16 protein-coding genes are annotated in these 15,494 nt (G+C 70.5%); 2 read left to right on the top strand and 14 right to left on the bottom strand.

Annotated features, from left to right (window positions below; translation table 11 throughout):
* Positions 1-347 precede the first annotated feature (347 nt).
* From M3667_RS16425 to groES, 3 genes are all read right to left on the bottom strand, one after another.
* Positions 348-1,634, bottom strand: coding sequence for an ABC transporter substrate-binding protein (locus M3667_RS16425; protein ID WP_251509600.1), 1,287 nt, complete (start codon positions 1,632-1,634; stop codon positions 348-350).
* 292 nt (positions 1,635-1,926) lie between these two features.
* Positions 1,927-2,868: an EamA family transporter RarD gene (rarD, locus tag M3667_RS16430; protein ID WP_251509601.1), complete on the bottom strand. Its 942-nt coding sequence runs from the start codon at positions 2,866-2,868 to the stop codon at positions 1,927-1,929.
* A 137-nt stretch (positions 2,869-3,005) separates the two neighbouring features.
* Complete coding sequence (gene groES / locus M3667_RS16435; protein WP_013583903.1) at positions 3,006-3,302, bottom strand: co-chaperone GroES; 297 nt, start codon at positions 3,300-3,302, stop codon at positions 3,006-3,008.
* A 129-nt stretch (positions 3,303-3,431) separates the two neighbouring features.
* On the opposite strand from groES, the gene M3667_RS16440 reads away from it, so the two are divergent.
* Positions 3,432-4,619, top strand: coding sequence for a class I SAM-dependent methyltransferase (locus tag M3667_RS16440; RefSeq protein WP_251509602.1), 1,188 nt, complete (start codon positions 3,432-3,434; stop codon positions 4,617-4,619).
* Positions 4,620-4,640: 21 nt separating this feature from the next.
* Here M3667_RS16440 and M3667_RS16445 read toward each other — a convergent pair whose 3' ends face one another.
* From M3667_RS16445 to tsaB, 4 genes are read right to left on the bottom strand one after another with little or no spacing between them, the layout of a single operon-like run.
* Positions 4,641-5,042, bottom strand: coding sequence for a hypothetical protein (locus M3667_RS16445; RefSeq protein ID WP_251509603.1), 402 nt, complete (start codon positions 5,040-5,042; stop codon positions 4,641-4,643).
* 47 nt (positions 5,043-5,089) lie between these two features.
* The gene (gene tsaD / locus M3667_RS16450) at positions 5,090-6,190 is read right to left on the bottom strand and encodes a tRNA (adenosine(37)-N6)-threonylcarbamoyltransferase complex transferase subunit TsaD (RefSeq protein WP_251509604.1); all 1,101 of its coding nucleotides are present in this window, start codon (positions 6,188-6,190) and stop codon (positions 5,090-5,092) included.
* The gene (gene rimI / locus M3667_RS16455; protein ID WP_251509605.1) at positions 6,190-6,720 is read right to left on the bottom strand and encodes a ribosomal protein S18-alanine N-acetyltransferase; all 531 of its coding nucleotides are present in this window, start codon (positions 6,718-6,720) and stop codon (positions 6,190-6,192) included. The genes tsaD and rimI overlap by 1 nt, the downstream gene beginning before the upstream one ends.
* Positions 6,720-7,352: a tRNA (adenosine(37)-N6)-threonylcarbamoyltransferase complex dimerization subunit type 1 TsaB gene (gene tsaB, locus M3667_RS16460; RefSeq protein ID WP_251509606.1), complete on the bottom strand. Its 633-nt coding sequence runs from the start codon at positions 7,350-7,352 to the stop codon at positions 6,720-6,722. Before tsaB ends, rimI begins: the two co-directional genes overlap by 1 nt.
* A gap of 64 nt (positions 7,353-7,416) precedes the next feature.
* Here tsaB and M3667_RS16465 point away from each other — a divergent pair, with 64 nt between their 5' ends.
* On the top strand, positions 7,417-8,367 hold the full coding sequence (locus M3667_RS16465) for an alpha/beta fold hydrolase (RefSeq protein ID WP_251509607.1): 951 nt from the start codon (positions 7,417-7,419) through the stop codon (positions 8,365-8,367).
* Here the strand turns inward: M3667_RS16465 and tsaE are convergent.
* The 7 genes from tsaE to M3667_RS16500 form a co-directional block, all read right to left on the bottom strand.
* The gene (tsaE, locus tag M3667_RS16470) at positions 8,345-8,848 is read right to left on the bottom strand and encodes a tRNA (adenosine(37)-N6)-threonylcarbamoyltransferase complex ATPase subunit type 1 TsaE (RefSeq protein ID WP_251509608.1); all 504 of its coding nucleotides are present in this window, start codon (positions 8,846-8,848) and stop codon (positions 8,345-8,347) included. The genes M3667_RS16465 and tsaE overlap by 23 nt on opposite strands.
* Positions 8,845-9,960, bottom strand: a complete 1,116-nt coding sequence (alr, locus tag M3667_RS16475) for an alanine racemase (RefSeq protein ID WP_251509614.1) — start codon at positions 9,958-9,960, stop codon at positions 8,845-8,847. The genes tsaE and alr overlap by 4 nt, the downstream gene beginning before the upstream one ends.
* A 2-nt stretch (positions 9,961-9,962) precedes the next feature.
* Positions 9,963-10,349: a holo-ACP synthase gene (locus M3667_RS16480; protein WP_251509609.1), complete on the bottom strand. Its 387-nt coding sequence runs from the start codon at positions 10,347-10,349 to the stop codon at positions 9,963-9,965.
* A 105-nt stretch (positions 10,350-10,454) separates the two neighbouring features.
* On the bottom strand, positions 10,455-12,305 hold the full coding sequence (gene glmS, locus M3667_RS16485) for a glutamine--fructose-6-phosphate transaminase (isomerizing) (RefSeq protein ID WP_251509610.1): 1,851 nt from the start codon (positions 12,303-12,305) through the stop codon (positions 10,455-10,457).
* Between the two features lie 10 nt (positions 12,306-12,315).
* Entirely contained in the window at positions 12,316-13,338 is a 1,023-nt protein-coding gene (locus M3667_RS16490) for an HTTM domain-containing protein (RefSeq protein ID WP_251509611.1), read from the bottom strand.
* On the bottom strand, positions 13,335-14,147 hold the full coding sequence (locus M3667_RS16495) for a DUF5819 family protein (RefSeq protein WP_251509612.1): 813 nt from the start codon (positions 14,145-14,147) through the stop codon (positions 13,335-13,337). Before M3667_RS16495 ends, M3667_RS16490 begins: the two co-directional genes overlap by 4 nt.
* Positions 14,140-15,494 (bottom strand): LPXTG cell wall anchor domain-containing protein (locus tag M3667_RS16500; RefSeq protein ID WP_251509613.1); only part of this gene is annotated, 1,355 nt, incomplete at its 5' end. The genes M3667_RS16495 and M3667_RS16500, both read right to left, overlap by 8 nt.

Below are 15,494 nucleotides of genomic sequence, written 5' to 3' on the forward strand. Positions count from 1 at the left end.
GACGACGACCTCGCCGAAACCCAACGGCTCCTCAACATCCGCCCACGCGAAACCCTCAAGTTCCGCAGCCCACATGCCATGCTGACCGAACTGATCAACGGTGTTGCGCTAGCCACCTGAGACCACCGGGGCTCCCCTCCGGGTGTTTTGGACGCTCAACGGAAGCAGCCAGGCTCACTGAGCCGACCGGGAACACCGCCCGGCAACGCGAACACCGCGCCGCCAGCCCGCAACCCGAACGCCACCGCCCGCAACCCGAACGCCACCCTCGGCAACGCGAACGCCACCCTCGGCAACGCGAAGAGGCCCGGATCCTCGCGGATCCGGGCCTCTCGTACGAACTCAGGTCACTCGTTGAGCGAACCGAACTCCGTGTTCAGCAGGGTGTACTTGTTGTCGGCACCGTACTGGTAGATGCCGATGTACGCCTCGGTCGGGTCACCGTTGCCGTCGAAGGTGATCGGGCCCGAGACACCGTCGTAGTCGATGTCGGTGCCGGCGTTGATCAGCTTGAGGCAGTCGGCGAAGGTCGTGCACTTCTCGCCGTCCTCGGAGACCGACTGCATGTTGTCGCGGATCGCGGTACCCGAGTCGTCCTTGGCCTGCGCCGCAGCGAGGGCCGCGACGATGACCGCGTCGTACGACTCCGGCGCGTAGCTGTAGTCGGTCAGCGCGGGGTCGACTTCCTTCAGACGGTCCTGGAAGGAGGTGTCGGCCGGGTTGCCGGGCAGCGTGCCCTTGGCACCCTGCAGCGTGCCGGCGGGGAACTCGTACGAGTTCGACAGGTTGCCGTCGACGAAGTAGACCTTCGACGCCGGGTAGCCCTGCGTGCTGACGAGCTGCGGGATGATCGACGAGGTCTCCTCGAAGGCGATGACCGCGACGGCGTCGGGCTTGGCCGCGAGCAGCTGGTCGACCTGCGAGGTGAACACGGTGTCACCCGGGTTGTAGGGAACGGCGACCGAGACCTCGCCACCGGCGGCCTCGACGGCCTTGGTCGCGTTGTCCTTGAGGCCGATGCCGTACGGGTCGTTGATGTAGATGATGCCGATGTTGGCGGCACCGTCTCCGGTCATCAGGTTTCCGAGGACGCGGCCCTGCAGCACGTCGGAGGGCGCGGTGCGCCAGTAGTACCCGTCGTCGGCGTAGGTCGTGAAGTCGGGCGAGGTGTTGGCCGGCGAGATCTGCACGACACCCGCGTTGACCAGCTGGTCGATGAAGGTGAACGACACACCCGACGAGGCGGCACCGATGACGACGTCGGCGCCCGCGTCGACGAGCTCTGTGGCCGACTGCGTGGCGATGTCGGTGGTGGTGTCACCCGAGTCGCGCTCGGTCAGCTCGGTCGTGAAGGGGAAGTCGCCGCCGGTGGCCTCGATGTCCTTGATGGCGAGCTTGACACCCGCGACCTCGGGCGGGCCCAGGAAGGCGAGGTTACCCGTGGCGGGCAGGATCGTGCCGACGTGGAACGTGCCGTCGGCGGTCGAGGTTGCCCCGCCGCCGGACGATGCGCTGGGCGCTGCGGCGTCGCTGCCGCCGCCACCAGAGCATCCGGCGAGGACGAGCGCGCTGGCGCCGACCAGGGCGATACCGCCGAGGACCTTCGCGGTGCGCGTACGCGTGAAGACGTTCATAGGGCTCCTTGCTGTGAATGAACGTTCGGCGACCCTTTGGGCCGCCTGGTGTCCCCAAACCTAACCGGCCGCGCATTTTCCGCGTGTTGCCGTTCGTTAACGATGTGGGTCGAAGCGGTCACGGCCGCATAACGGTTGGGATCGCGCGTTGACGGGACCCCTCATCGCACCTACCCGGCGGGACCGATTACGAAGAAGGAGCCGATTCGAGAAGCGCCATCCCGCGGGGTGCTCACACTCTGGCAGAGCTCCGCCGCCGGCGTCTGTAGACCGAACGGGGGACGCGGGGCGCTCAGACGGGTTCGACGACGTCGGCGACCACACGGCGGTTGCGCCGCGAGGCGATGACGGAGTCGACGCTGAGCATCGCCAGGGCGATCCACACGAGAGCGAAGCCGATCCACCGCTCGATGGTCATCGGCTCACCCAGGACCCACACGCCGATCGCGAACTGGATGATGGGCGCCACGAACTGCAGCAGTCCGATCACCGTCAGCGGCACGCGTCGCGCGCCCGAGGCGAACAGCAGCAGGGGCACGGCGGTGACGGCGCCGGCGAGCAGCAGCAGCACGGTGTGCAGCACGCCCGAGGTGCCGAGGGTGATGCCCGTGAGGTTCGCCACGAAGAACAGTTGGATCACGGCGACCGGCAAGAGCCACATCGACTCGAGGGTCAGCCCGCTGACGGCATCGACCGCGGGTCCGATCTGCTTCTTCACGAGACCGTAGAAGCCGAACGAGAACGCCAGCGTCAGGGCGATCCAGGGGAAGGCGCCGTAGCCGATGACGATCACCGCGACGGCGACGACGGCCAGGCCGATCGCGATCCACGGGGTCACGCGCAGCCGCTCACGCAGCACGATGACCCCCAGCAGCACGGTGACGATCGGGTTGATGAAGTAGCCGAGGCTCGTCTCGATCACGTGCCCGGTCAACGCCCCGAACAGATACGTCTGCCAGTTGACGTAGATGAGCACGCCGGCCAGCGCCGTGAGCCCCATCAGACGAGGCTGCCGCACGATCGCGAGGAACGACTTCCAGGTGCGCAGCACCGTGAGCAGCAGGAGGCAGAACACGAACGCCAGGATGATCCGCCACGCGACGACCTCGAACGGGCCGGTGGGGGCGAGCTGCAGGAAGTAGATGGGCAAGACGCCCCACAGCAGATAGGCGGAGAAGGCGTAGAGCACTCCGCGGTTGCTCCCGCCGGTGGGTGCGGGGGCGGCGGGGGTCACCGACTCAGCCTACGCGGCGCGAGGAGAGGCCGAGCGACGCCGACGCTCTCTTTCCTGCCAGAGGCCCCGACCGATCCCGGAGACGACGAAGACCCCGGATGCCGTGGCATCCGGGGTCTTCGGAGGATCTCACTCGGTCAGCGGACGACGACCGCCAGCACGTCGCGAGCCGAGAGCACGAGGTACTCCTCGGCGCCGAACTTGACCTCGGTGCCGCCGTACTTGCTGTAGAGCACGCGGTCGCCGACGGCGACGTCGAGGGGGACACGGTTGCCGTTGTCGTCGATGCGGCCGGGGCCGACGGCGACGACTTCGCCCTCCTGCGGCTTCTCCTTGGCGGTGTCGGGGATGACGAGACCACTCGCGGTGGTCTGCTCAGCCTCGACCTGCTTGATGACGATGCGGTCCTCGAGCGGCTTGATGGAAACCGACACGGTCTACCTCTTTCTCGATACAGAAGACTTGTCAGCACTCACGCGGGGAGAGTGCTAATTCGAGTCTAGAGAAGCACTGGCACTCACGCAACGCGAGTGCCAGCACAGCTCCCCACCTAGGCTGAATCGGTGGACACGACCGAGCTGACCGCCCTCCTCACACCCGAGGGCCTGCGGCTCCTCGACGAGACCGGACCCATCGCCTCGACCGACGACGCCGCGCGAGCCGTGTCGCGGCTGCGCGCCGCGGGCCACTCCCCCGACCTCGTCTCGGCGGTCGTGGGGCAGGCCCGCCTGCGGGTCAAGGGGGCGACGAAGTTCGGTCCGTTCGCCGAGCGCATGCTCTTCACCCGCGCAGGACTCGAGCAGGCGACGCGCCTGTCGATCGCGGCCCGCCATGCCGGCCGATTCCGCGCCGCAGAGGTGAACAGTGTGGCCGACCTCGGCTGCGGGATCGGCGGCGACGCCCTCGGGATGGCGGGCATCGGCATCCGTGTACACGCCGTCGACGCCGACGAGGTCACCGCGGCCATCGCGGCGTACAACCTCGCGCCGTTCGGCGATGCGGCCTCTGTCACGCACGCGCGCGCCGAAGACGTCGACCTCAACGGGACGGATGCCGTGTGGCTCGACCCTGCGCGACGCACGGCGGGTCATTCCGAGACGCGCCAGGTGTCGGCGGCCGAGTGGTCGCCCTCTCTCGAGTGGGTGTTCGAGCTGCTGAAGACGAAGCCGGGCGGGGTCAAGCTCGGGCCGGGCTTCGACCGCGCCCAGATCCCCGACGACCTCGAGGCGCAGTGGATCAGCGCTGACGGCTCGACCATCGAGCTCGTGCTCTGGTCGGGCTCCCTCGCCCGAGAGGGCGTGCGGCGCGCCGCCCTCGTCGTGCGCGGGAACGACGCGTGGGAGCTCACGGCGCCCGCCGACAGTCCCGACGTCGAGGGGCGCGAGCTCGGTGCCTTCGTGCACGAACCCGACGGCGCCGTCATCCGCGCGCGCCTCATCGGCGAGGTCGCCCGAGCGCTGGATGCCGGGATGCTGGCGCCCGGCATCGCCTATCTCACCTCCGATGCGGCGCTGACGAGTCCGTTCGTGTCGTCGTTCCGCGTGCGGGAGCAGCTGCCGGCCGACCCCAAGAAGCTCGCGCAGGCGCTCCGCGCGCGCGGCATCGGCACCCTCGAGATCAAGAAGCGCGGCGTCGACGCCGACCCGGCGGTGCTGCGCAAGAAGCTGTCGCTGCGCGGCGACGAGTCGGCGACGCTGATCCTCACCCGCGTGGGTTCGAAGCGCCTCGCCCTGCTGGCAGACCGCGTGTGACGAGGGACGCGCTCCGACGCGTCAGACCGCGGCGAGCTGCGAGAAACCCCAGATCAGCCATCCGGCACTGAACACGATCGACAGCAGCGAGAGGCACAGCGACCAGACCCCGACCCGGGTGCTGTCGTGTGGCCGACGCAGGGAGACGGTCGACAGGATCACCGCGACGGCACCCAGCGGCAGCAGCCAGCCGGTGAAGAACGAGGCCACGAGCGCGAGGATCGCCGCCGCGAGCGCCCAGGGCGCGAGTGACGGCGGGGCCGGCGGCGCGGGCGGCACATAGGGGATCACGTGGTCGCCGAAGGCGGCCATCTCGAGTTGCGCGGTCGGCAGTCGCTCGGGGTCGTCGTCGGCCGGGGAGGCAGCCGCCCTCGACGCCTGCGCGGCGAGACGGGCGGCGTCCGACGGGTCGAGAGAAGGCACGGGCGGCGCATCCTTGCGGGCCCGGCGAGTGGGCGGAGTGGGCTCGCTCACGGGGCACTGCCCGCGGCGAGCACCGGAGCCACGGCATCCGGATCTTCGTCCACCTGGATCTCGGTCACCGGCAGCGTCGAATCGGCTCCGAACGCGAGGGTCGAGGGGCGCCGACCCGACGAGATGAGCTCGGCGGCGAGCGCCGCGATCATCGCACCGTTGTCGGTGCACAGCCGCAGCGGCGGAATGCGCACGGCGACGCCCGCGGCCGCCGCCCGCTCCAGGGCGACGTCGCGCAGGCGCTTGTTGGCGATCACTCCCCCGCCCAGCAGCAGACGCGGCACCTCGAAGCGCGCGCACGCGTCGAGAGCTTTCGTGACGAGCACGTCGACCACGGCCTCGCGGAACGACGCGGCCACGTCGGCCACGGGCACCGGGTGACCTTCGGCCTCGTGCTGCTCGACCCACCGGGCGACGGCGGTCTTGAGCCCCGAGAACGAGAAGTCGTAGCGGTGCGCGGCCATGTCGGAGGCCCGCGAGAGGCCCCGGGGGAAGCGGATCGCCGTGGGATCGCCGTCGGCGGCCGCGCGATCGATCTCGGGCCCGCCGGGGTAGGGAAGCTTCAGCAGGCGCGCGACCTTGTCGAAGGCCTCGCCCGCCGCGTCGTCCATCGTCTCGCCGAGCAGTTCGACGTCGCTGGTGAGATCGCGGACGAGCAGCAGCGAGGTGTGACCCCCGCTGACCAGCAGCGCGACGGTGGGGTATTCGAGCTCACCCGCGTCGGCGTCGAGGATGTCGGCGGCGATGTGACCGACCAGGTGGTTGACCGCGTACAGCGGCTTGTCGAGCGCGACCGCGAGGCCCTTCGCCGCTCCGACGCCGACCATCAGCGCACCGGCGAGACCGGGGCCGCTGGTCACGGCCACGGCGTCGAGATCGGCCAGCGTCACGCCGGCCTCGGCGAGCGCCGCGTCGATCGAGGGCTGCAGCGCCTCGAGGTGGGCGCGCGCGGCGACCTCGGGCACGACGCCGCCGTAGCGCGCGTGCTCGTCCATGCTCGACGCGATGGTGTTGCTGAGCAGCCGTCGACCGCGCACGATCCCGATGCCGGTCTCGTCGCAGCTGGTCTCGATGCCGAGCACGAGGGGCGCGTCCATCAGCACCATCCCTTTCCGCTGGTGGTGGTGGTGGGGGTCTCGGAGATCCCGGATGCCGGGTCCTGCGCACGCCGCGCGCTCCAGCCCCGCAGGTCGAGCTGCATCACGATCGCGTCGACGTCGTCGGGCTGGTAGTACCGCGGTCGTCGTCCGACCTCGACGAAGCCCTCGGAGAGGTAGAGCTTCTGCGCGACCGGGTTGTCGGCGCGCACCTCGAGGAACACGTCGTGCACCTCACGGCGCGCGGCTTCGTCGAGCAGAGCGGTCAGCAGGGCGCGACCCCGCCCCCGGCCCCGCGCGGACTCGGAGATCGTGATGGTCTGGATATCGGCATCCCGAGCCCCGCGCACCGCGCGCAGGCCCGCGTAGCCGACGAGACTCCCGGCCTCTTCGACGACGACGTACCAGCCGTGCGGCGAGGCCAGCTCTTCGCGCATCATGGCCGGGCTCCAGGCGTCGGTCGGGAACGACGCGTGCTCGAGCGCCATGATCGCGTCGAGGTCGGCGGCGGTCGCCATCCGCGTCGACATCAGCTGACCCGCTTCGGCGCGTGGGCGGCGACGACGTCGGGGCTGCGCAGGTACAACGGCTCGGGGCCGGCGAGCGTGCGGTCGGCGACGAGAGCGCGCGCCGCGGCGAGCGCGATCATCGCGGCCGAAACGCTCGTGGCGTCGTAGCGGCGTGCGCCGTGCTCCTCGAGGCGCGCGTCGAGGTCATCGCGGGGGCTCAGGGCCGCCTCGGTCACGCGTACGGGCAGTCCGTCGTCGTCGAGCCCGTCGTAGACGCTGTAGGCGAACTCTCTGCGGCGGGCGTCGGTCACGACGGCGAAGCGGCCCGTCTCGGTACCGGTCAAGGCGTCGGCGAGCAGCACGCCGAGCGCGACGCCGTCGTGGCTCGGCACGGCGACCAGCGGCACGCCGCGACCGAGCGCGTAGACCCGAGCGGTGGCGATGCCCACGCGCAGCCCGGTGAAGGGCCCCGGTCCCATGCCGATCGCGACATGCGTCGGAGCGGGGGCTGCGGTGGTGGCGCGTCGCAGCAGGTCGCCGATTACCTCGGCGTGCCCGAGGGGGTTGGTGCTCTGCTCGTCGGCGAGGATCTCGCCGTCGCGAGCGATGGCCGCGACAGCGGTGCCGAGCGAGGTGTCGATGCCGATGATCACGGTTCCAGGGTAGTCGGCGCCTCCGGCACGGCATCCGGGACCGCCTCCGCTCCGAAGAAGGGGCATGGATGCCACCGACCTCGGCCTGCGCCGCGTCGTCGTGCCCACGGGGGTGGGGCCGATCGTCGTGCGCGCGGGTCGGGCGTCGGGGAGTCCCGTCGCCACGGTCCTCCTGCACGGGGCCGCGGGATCATGGCGCACGTGGGTGCCACTCATCGCGGCATCCGACGCCCTGCGCCTGCCGCTGTCCGACATCGTGGCGATCGACCTCCCCGGCTGGGGCGAGACGCCGGGCCCGGTCCCCGACCCCGCCGACCTCGCGGTCGCGGTCGCCGCCGTCGCCCGGGCGCTCGGCTACCCGCGCTGGCGCGTCGTCGGCCACTCCCTCGGCGGTGTGATCGCCCTCGACGTCGCCGCGCGCTTTCCGAGCGACACCGTCGCGGTCGGTGTGATCTCGCCCAGCGGCGCCGGAGCACGTATCGTCGGCCGGCGCCCGATCGCGAAGGCGGCGCGATTGCCGTGGCTCGCCGGGATGGTGCTGGCCATGCGCATCCTGCGCGCGCTCGGGCCGCTGTCTGCTCCGCTACTGCGGGTCCTGCGCCGCACGGGTGTGCTGCACCGTCTGGCGGGGCCCCTGTTCCGGCATCCGGACGGGGTCGATCGGGCGGTGACCGACGCCCTCGCCACGGAGATCCGCCCGACGGCGTTCCTCGCCGCGATGCAGGCATCGCGCACGCACGACGACGGCGTCTGGAGACGCATCTCCTGCCCCGTGCGCTCGGTCCGGGGCGAGCACGACGTCTTCGTCTCCCCCCGCGACGCGCACGATTGGGCGCGTCTCATGCGCGACTACGACGACCGCGTGCTCGCCGACAGCGGCCACTTCGCGCACGTCGAGCAGCCGGTCGAGACCCTCCGCGCCCTCCGCGAGGTGTGGGCGGCGCATCGAGCCCCCGTGGGTCGACCGCGGCCTGCACGGCAGGCGCGACGTTTCAGGGACGACGCGAGATCGTGACCGCCCGCGGGGCGTCGGCGTCGAGCTCCACGGTGTGCACCGCGATCTCACCACAGGCATTGTCGACGCCGCGACCGCCGACCTGACGAGAGATCTCGATCTCCCACCATCGGTCGGCCAGGTATTCGGCGACCCCGCGCCCCCATTCGACGATGACGGCGGATCCGGCCACGTCGATGTCGAGGTCGTCGAGTTCGACGGCGGCCCCGAGCCGGTACGCGTCGACGTGCACCAGCGGAGTCCCCCCGACCAGCGAGGGGTGCGTGCGCGCGATCACGAACGTCGGGCTCTGGACGGGACCCCGGATGCCGAGGCCCTCGCCGATCCCCCGCGTCAGGGTCGTCTTCCCCGCCCCGAGCGGGCCGGTGAGCACCACGACGTCGCCGGGCTCGAGGGCGCGACCGATCGCGCGGCCGAGTTCCTCCATGTCGCCGGGGGCGTCGATGACGCGCTCGCCCAGCAGATCGTCCGGAATGCTCATGCCCCGCCCTCCCGTCGCGGTACGCGCGCCCCCACCCGCGTGACGATCTCGTAGTCGATGGTGGCGGCGGCCTCCGCCCACTCGCGAGCCGAGGGCACGCCCAGGGTCGGGTCCCCGAAGAGCACGACCTCGTCGCCCACGGCCACCGGGTGATCGCCGACGTCGACGACGAACTGGTCCATCGCGATGCGACCCGCCACGGTGAACCGACGGCCGCCGATCGTCACGGGGCCCCGACCCGAGGCCTGCCGCGGCACCCCGTCGGCGTACCCGAGGGGCACGAGCGCGAGGGTGGTGTCGGTCGTCGTGCGGTAGTCGTAGCCGTACGAGACCCCGGTTCCGGCGGGCACGCGGCGCACGGCCGCGACGGCGCCGCGCAAGGTCATCGCGGGGCGCAGCCCCAGATCGGCGGGCGTCCGGTCGTCGAACGGCGAGACGCCGTAGATACCGATGCCGATGCGCACGCAGCCCAGCCGCGCCTCGGGAAGGGCGATCGCCGCGTTCGTCGCGGCGATGTGGCGCAGCGGAGGGTTCAGTCCGACGCCCGCGGCGAGCACGACGCCCTCCTCGAACTTGGCCAGCGCCGCCCGATCGTCGTCGATGCTCGTGTTCGACAGGTGGGAGAACAGCCCCACCACCCGCAGGCGACCGATCCGCTCCAGCCGCGCGGCCTCCGAGAACACCTGCCGCCAGTCCGCCGGTGCGATGCCGTTGCGCGAGAGCCCGGTCTCGATCTTGAGGTGGACGGCGGCGGGACGCTCGCCCTGGGCGGCCTCCGCCGCCCTCAGCAGCTGGTCGAGGTCGGAGATGCCGAGCTCGACCTCGTGACGCACGGCCTCGACGAACGACGCCCCGGGCGCGTGCAGCCACGCGAAGAGCGGCGCGCGGATGCCGGCGCGACGCAGCGCCAGAGCCTCGTCGATGTCGGAGACGCCGATGCGGGTCGCCCCTCCCCGCAACGCCGCCTGCGCCGCGCGGAGCGCACCGTGGCCGTAGCCGTCGGCTTTGACCACGGCGATGATCTCGGAGCCGGTCAGCCGACGCAGGTGCCGGACGTTCTCGGTGATCGCGTCGACGTCGATGAGCGCTTCGCGCAGCACCCCGGATGCCATGCTCACGCGGTGTCCTCTCGGGTGGGTTCGAATCCGGATGCCGCCTCGGCGACCACGTAGGCCGTGGCGAGCCCGGCATCGTGCGACATCGACAGGTGCACCGCGGTGATGCCGCGTGCGGTGATGGTGGCCGCGGTCTCTCCGCTGAGCGCGAAGACGGGGCGACCCGACGGCTCCGACGTGACCTCGATGTCGGTCCAGTGCACGCCGTCCGACCCACCGAGGGCCTTGATGAGCGCTTCTTTCGCGGCGTACCGGGCGGCCAGCGACCGCGGCTTGAGCACGCGCTCCGCGGGGGCGAACAGACGCGGCAGCAGGCGCGGGGTGCGAGCGAGGTGCTCCTCGAACCGCGGAACGTCGACCAGGTCGACGCCGATTCCGACGATCATGGGCCCTCCCCTCACGGCATCCGTTCCATTCTGCCGGTGCCGACGGGCACCCGAGACGACGAAGGGGCCGGATGCCACGGCATCCGGCCCCGAAGACGACGAGTCTTACTCGACCGTCACCGACTTCGCCAGGTTGCGCGGCTGGTCGACGTCGAGGCCCTTCGCCTCGGCGAGGCCCATCGCGAAGATGTGCAGCGGCACCACGGCCAGCAGCGGCTCGAAGAGGGGGGCCGCGAGCGGGATGCGCAGCACCTCGTCGGCGGCGGGCAGCACGGCCACGTCGCCCTCCTCGGCGATCGCGATCACGCGGGCACCGCGGGCGCGGATCTCCTCGATGTTCGAGACGACCTTCTTGTGCATCTCTCCCGACCCGCGCGGGCTCGGGACCACGACGAACACGGGCTGGCCGGGCTCGATCAGCGCGATCGGGCCGTGCTTGAGCTCGCCGGCGGCGAAGCCCTCGGCGTGGATGTACGCCAGCTCCTTGAGCTTGAGCGCGCCCTCGAGCGCGATCGGGTACCCGACGTTGCGGCCCAGGAACAGCACCGAACGGGTGTCGGCCATCCAGTGCGCGAGCTGCTGGATGCGCTCCTGCTCGGTCTCGAGCACGCGGGCGATCTTGCCGGGGACGGCTTCGAGCTCGGTCACGGCTTCGACGGCCACGACCGGATCGATGGCGCCGCGCACACGGCCCACGTGCAGCGCCAGCAGGTACAGGGCGGTGATCTGCGCCACGAAGGCCTTGGTGGAGGCCACGGCTACCTCGGGACCGGCGTGGGTGTACACGATGGCATCCGACTCGCGCGGGATCGTGGCGCCCTGGGTGTTGCAGATCGACAGCGTCTTCGCGCCGCGCGAACGGGCGTACTTCACGGCCATCAGGGTGTCCATCGTCTCGCCCGACTGGCTGATCGAGACGACGAGGGTGCGCGCGGTCAGCACGGGATCGCGGTAGCGGAACTCGTGCGCCAGCTCGACGTCGACGGGAACACGCGTCCACGTCTCGAGCGCGTACTTGCCGACCATGCCGGCGTAGGCGGCGGTGCCGCACGCGATGACGAGGATGCGGTCGATGTCGGCGAGGAACTCGTCCATGCCGTCGAGCTCGGGGATCTCGACGCGACCCTCGTGGATCCGGCCGCGCAGCGTGTTGGCGACGGCCTCGGGCTCCTCCGAGACCTCCTTGGCCATGAACGACGACCAGCCGCCCTTCTCGGCGGCGGAGGCGTCCCAGGTGACCTCGAACGGCTCGACCTCGACGGGCGCGCCCGAGAAGTCGGTGACCTCGACGCCCTCCGGCGTGATCGCGACGATCTCGTCCTGACCGATGGCCAGCGCGTTGCGCGTGTGCTCGACGAAGGCGGCCACGTCGGAGCCGAGGAAGTTCTCGCCCTCACCGAGTCCGATCACCAGCGGAGAGTTGCGGCGCGCGCCGACGACGAGGCCGGGGTGGTCCTTGTGCATCGCGAGCAGCGTGTACGCGCCCTCGAGGCGCGACACGACGGCGCGGAACGCCGCGACGAGGTCACCCGTGCGGGCGTACTCGCGGCCGATCATGACCGCGGCGACCTCGGTGTCGGTCTCGCTGCGGAAGGCGAAGCCCTCTCCGACCAGCTCGCTCTTGAGTTCGGCGAAGTTCTCGATGATGCCGTTGTGGATGACGGCGAGCTTGTCGTCGTCGGCCAGGTGCGGGTGCGCGTTGGCGTCGGTCGGCCCGCCGTGCGTCGCCCACCGCGTGTGGCCGATTCCGGTCGTGCCGTCGGGCATGGGCGACGACGCCAGGTCGTCGCGCAGCACCGCGAGCTTGCCCGCGCGCTTGCGCATGTCGAGCCGACCGTCACCGTCGATCACGGCGATACCCGCGGAGTCGTAGCCCCGGTATTCCAGTCGCGACAGCCCCGCGATGAGGATGTCCTGGCTCTGCCGAGGACCCACGTAACCGATGATTCCGCACATGGGGTCGAGTCTACGTGGCGGGCCTGAGCGAACCCCTCCGCAGCGAGGCGAGGCGCCCGCCCAGTCGCATCCACGACCCGTCTCTGACCAGCAGCAGGTCGAGGGCGATCATCATGAGCGAGAACGGCCACAGCCCCAGCAGGATCGCGATGCCCAGGTGCATCCCGGTGATGAGGAACACCGCGGCGTACCGCGTGGGCTTCCAGAGGATCATCAGCGGGAACAGCATCTGCACCCACAGCGCGAGCCACGTGGCCAGCGCGACCATGGGCGCGGACTGCCACGCCAGCTGGCTGAGCGCGGGGAGCACGTGGAACTGCTCGATGCTCAACGCGTAGTAGATCGCCGTTCCGTTCAACCACTCCTCGCCCTGAAACTTCAGCACGCTCGAGACGAAATACACGAGCAGGATCTGGAAGACGCAGAGGATCAGCACGGTGTTGTGCAGCCATGCCCCGAGCCACATCGGCACCCACGCCGGCCGCCGCCGCGCCCAGAACGAGGGTCGGGCGCCGCGGCGGTGGCGCAGCCACGCATCGACCGAGAAATGCCGGCTGAGGTCGGCGAACACCACGAACACCAACACGATGCGCATGAGCGTGTCGCCCCCGTTGCCGAGCAGCGTCGTGTTCGTCGACAGCCCGACCCACAACACCATCAGCACGGGGGTGACCCAGCGGGTCTTGAAACCGGCGACGAACACCACCGCGAGCACGATGAGGAGGTGGAAGCAGATCTCGAAGACCACGGCGTTGTCCTTGGGGAAGAACACGCGCAGCGGTTCCCACCATCCCCGTCGGCTCGCCTCGGGCTCCACCCACCAGGCGCCCGCTCCCCACAGGTACTGCCGATCGGCGTAGCTCGGCACCAGCACGATGAGCATCGACAGCCCCATCAGGATGCGCAGGATCGAGAAGCCGATCGTGGCGTGCGGCCGGTCCATGAGCCACGCCACGAACCGCGGCCACAGCGCCGAGGGTCGAAGCCTCTCGCGCAGCGGTTGCGGGCGGGCGACGGATGCCGTTGTGTTCATCGTCCCGTGTACCTCTCGACGACCTCGTCGTAGATGGCTTGGACCTCGTCGGTCGGTGCCGCGGCCGGCTGACGCCAGCCGAATGTGATGTAGGACAACTCCGTCTGCCGCTCCTGATCGAACCGGTGGAGGAAATCGTTCGGTCGATCCGACTCGATGCGCCACCGCACGCGCTCGACCGGCCGGTCGAAGTACGCGGTGCCGAAGGCCGAGGCGAAACGAACGAGCATGTAGTCGTAGCGCAGGTAGCTCACCGCGGCGGCCCGACTGCCGTCGAGGCCGTCGAGCTGGGTGAGCAGGTCTCCGGCGTCCACGGGCTCGAACGCGCCGCCGCCGAGCCCCCGGATGAAGGTGTCCCGCACCCGATCCCGCTGCTGCGGGCTCAGCGCCTGGTACCGCGTGAACATCGCCTGGGTCGCGTTGAACGAGTTCTTCGAGATGCGCGACGGCATCGGGATGCCACGGGCCGACGTGAACTCGATGTCGGTCACGTCGACCCAGTCGCTGTGGACGAGTTCGTTGCCGTCGCGCCACTGCACCTGGATCTGGAGGTTGCGATTGACCTTCATGATGTTCGGCGCAAAGACGTTCCAGCGCTGTGAGAACCAGGGCGAGAACACTTCACTGACGACCGGGCGAGTCGGAGACGTCGGGACGGTGAACGACCCGGCGACGAAGGCGTATCCGGCGACGATGGCGAGGGTCGCGGCGGCGGCGACCGCCGCGACCCTCGTCGACCGCCCGGTGGAGGGACGCCCCTCCGCAACCCCCGCGTCAGGGGCGCCCTCCACCGTGGTCGTCTTACTCACCGGCGTTCGTCCTCCGGTTCTCGCGGCGGCGGATGCTCCAGAGCCCGGCGCCGAAGAGCAGCAGGAGAGCTGCTCCACCGAGAGCCAGAGGTGCGTTCATCTCGGCACCGGTCTGCGGGAGACCGCCCTGGATGCCGTCACCCCCACCGTCCCCGCTGGGGCCGGCGTTCGCGGGATCGACGACCAGGAAGGCCGTGTTCTCGCGGTCCTGCGGCAGGTCGCCCGTGACCGATCCGCGAATCTCGACGCGGTGTGCGCCGAGCTCGAAGTCCGGTCCGACGGCGAACGACATGCGCGCCATGCCGGAGGCATCGACCGTGACCGGGGTCAGGTCGAACGGCGTCGAGAACACCGTCGCGAAGACCGTCTCACCGGGCTGGAAGCCCGAGACGACGATGTTCTGACGGGCGTCCGTACCGCGGACCACCACACCGTTCACCGCGTCGGCCCGGGCTCCCGCTGTCGGGTCCCCGTCCGTCGCGTCGCCATCGGCGGCGTCGGTCGCGTCAGCGGCGTCGACCGCGTCAGCGGCGTCCGTCGCGTCTGCATCGACCATGTCGGCGTCGGCCATGTCGGCGTCGGCCATGTCGGCGTCAGCGACGTCGGCGTCCACCATGTCGGCGTCCACCATGTCCGCGTCGGCGACATCCGCGTCAGCCACATCGGCGTCAACCGCGTCCGCGTCAGCAACGTCCGCGTCTGCGACGTCCGCGTCTGCGACGTCCGCGTCTGCGACGTCCGCGTCTGCGACGTCCGCGTCCACCATGTCAGCGTCGACCATGTCGGCATCTGCGACGTCGGCGTCAGCAACGTCCGCGTCTGCGACGTCCGCGTCAACCACATCGGCGTCGACCGTGTCCGCGTCAACCGTGTCGGCGTCTGCGACATCGGCGTCAGCAACGTCCGCGTCAACCACATCGGCGTCAGCCACATCCGCGTCAACGACGTCCGCGTCCACCATGTCGGTGTCTGCGTCAGCCACGTCAGCGTCAGCCACGTCGGCTCCGTCGGCGTCGATGTCGAGCACGTCGGCGTCGGCATCGAGGATGTCGATGTCGAGAGCGTCCGCGTCGATCACGTCGAGGTCCAGACCGTCGGCGTCACCGTCGATGTCGAGCACGTCGGCATCAGCGTCGAGCACATCGGCGTCGGCGTCGATGTCGAGCGCGTCGAGCACGTCGGTCACGTCGATGTCGAGCACGTCCAGCGCGTCGGCGTCAGCGGCATCCGCGTCGACCACGTCTGCGGTGTCGGCTCCGTCGGCGTCGATGTCGCCATCGGCGGCGTCGGTCGCGTCAGCGGCGTCGACCGCGTCAGCGGCGTCCGTCGCGTCTGCATCGACCATGT

This window comes from Microbacterium sp. P26, assembly GCF_023712585.1.
Taxonomy (GTDB): domain Bacteria; phylum Actinomycetota; class Actinomycetes; order Actinomycetales; family Microbacteriaceae; genus Microbacterium; species Microbacterium algihabitans_A.

What these genes read in the sequence shown, in the direction of transcription:
- glmS (WP_251509610.1), bottom strand. Translation starts at nt 12,305, where the DNA reads ATGTGCGGAATCATCGGTTACGTGGGTCCTCGGCAGAGCCAGGACATC.
- M3667_RS16425 (WP_251509600.1), bottom strand. Translation starts at nt 1,634, where the DNA reads ATGAACGTCTTCACGCGTACGCGCACCGCGAAGGTCCTCGGCGGTATC.
- M3667_RS16480 (WP_251509609.1), bottom strand. Translation starts at nt 10,349, where the DNA reads ATGATCGTCGGAATCGGCGTCGACCTGGTCGACGTTCCGCGGTTCGAG.
- alr (WP_251509614.1), bottom strand. Translation starts at nt 9,960, where the DNA reads ATGGCATCCGGGGTGCTGCGCGAAGCGCTCATCGACGTCGACGCGATC.
- M3667_RS16490 (WP_251509611.1), bottom strand. Translation starts at nt 13,338, where the DNA reads ATGAACACAACGGCATCCGTCGCCCGCCCGCAACCGCTGCGCGAGAGG.
- M3667_RS16465 (WP_251509607.1), top strand. Translation starts at nt 7,417, where the DNA reads ATGGATGCCACCGACCTCGGCCTGCGCCGCGTCGTCGTGCCCACGGGG.
- rimI (WP_251509605.1), bottom strand. Translation starts at nt 6,720, where the DNA reads ATGTCGACGCGGATGGCGACCGCCGCCGACCTCGACGCGATCATGGCG.
- tsaE (WP_251509608.1), bottom strand. Translation starts at nt 8,848, where the DNA reads ATGAGCATTCCGGACGATCTGCTGGGCGAGCGCGTCATCGACGCCCCC.
- tsaD (WP_251509604.1), bottom strand. Translation starts at nt 6,190, where the DNA reads ATGGACGCGCCCCTCGTGCTCGGCATCGAGACCAGCTGCGACGAGACC.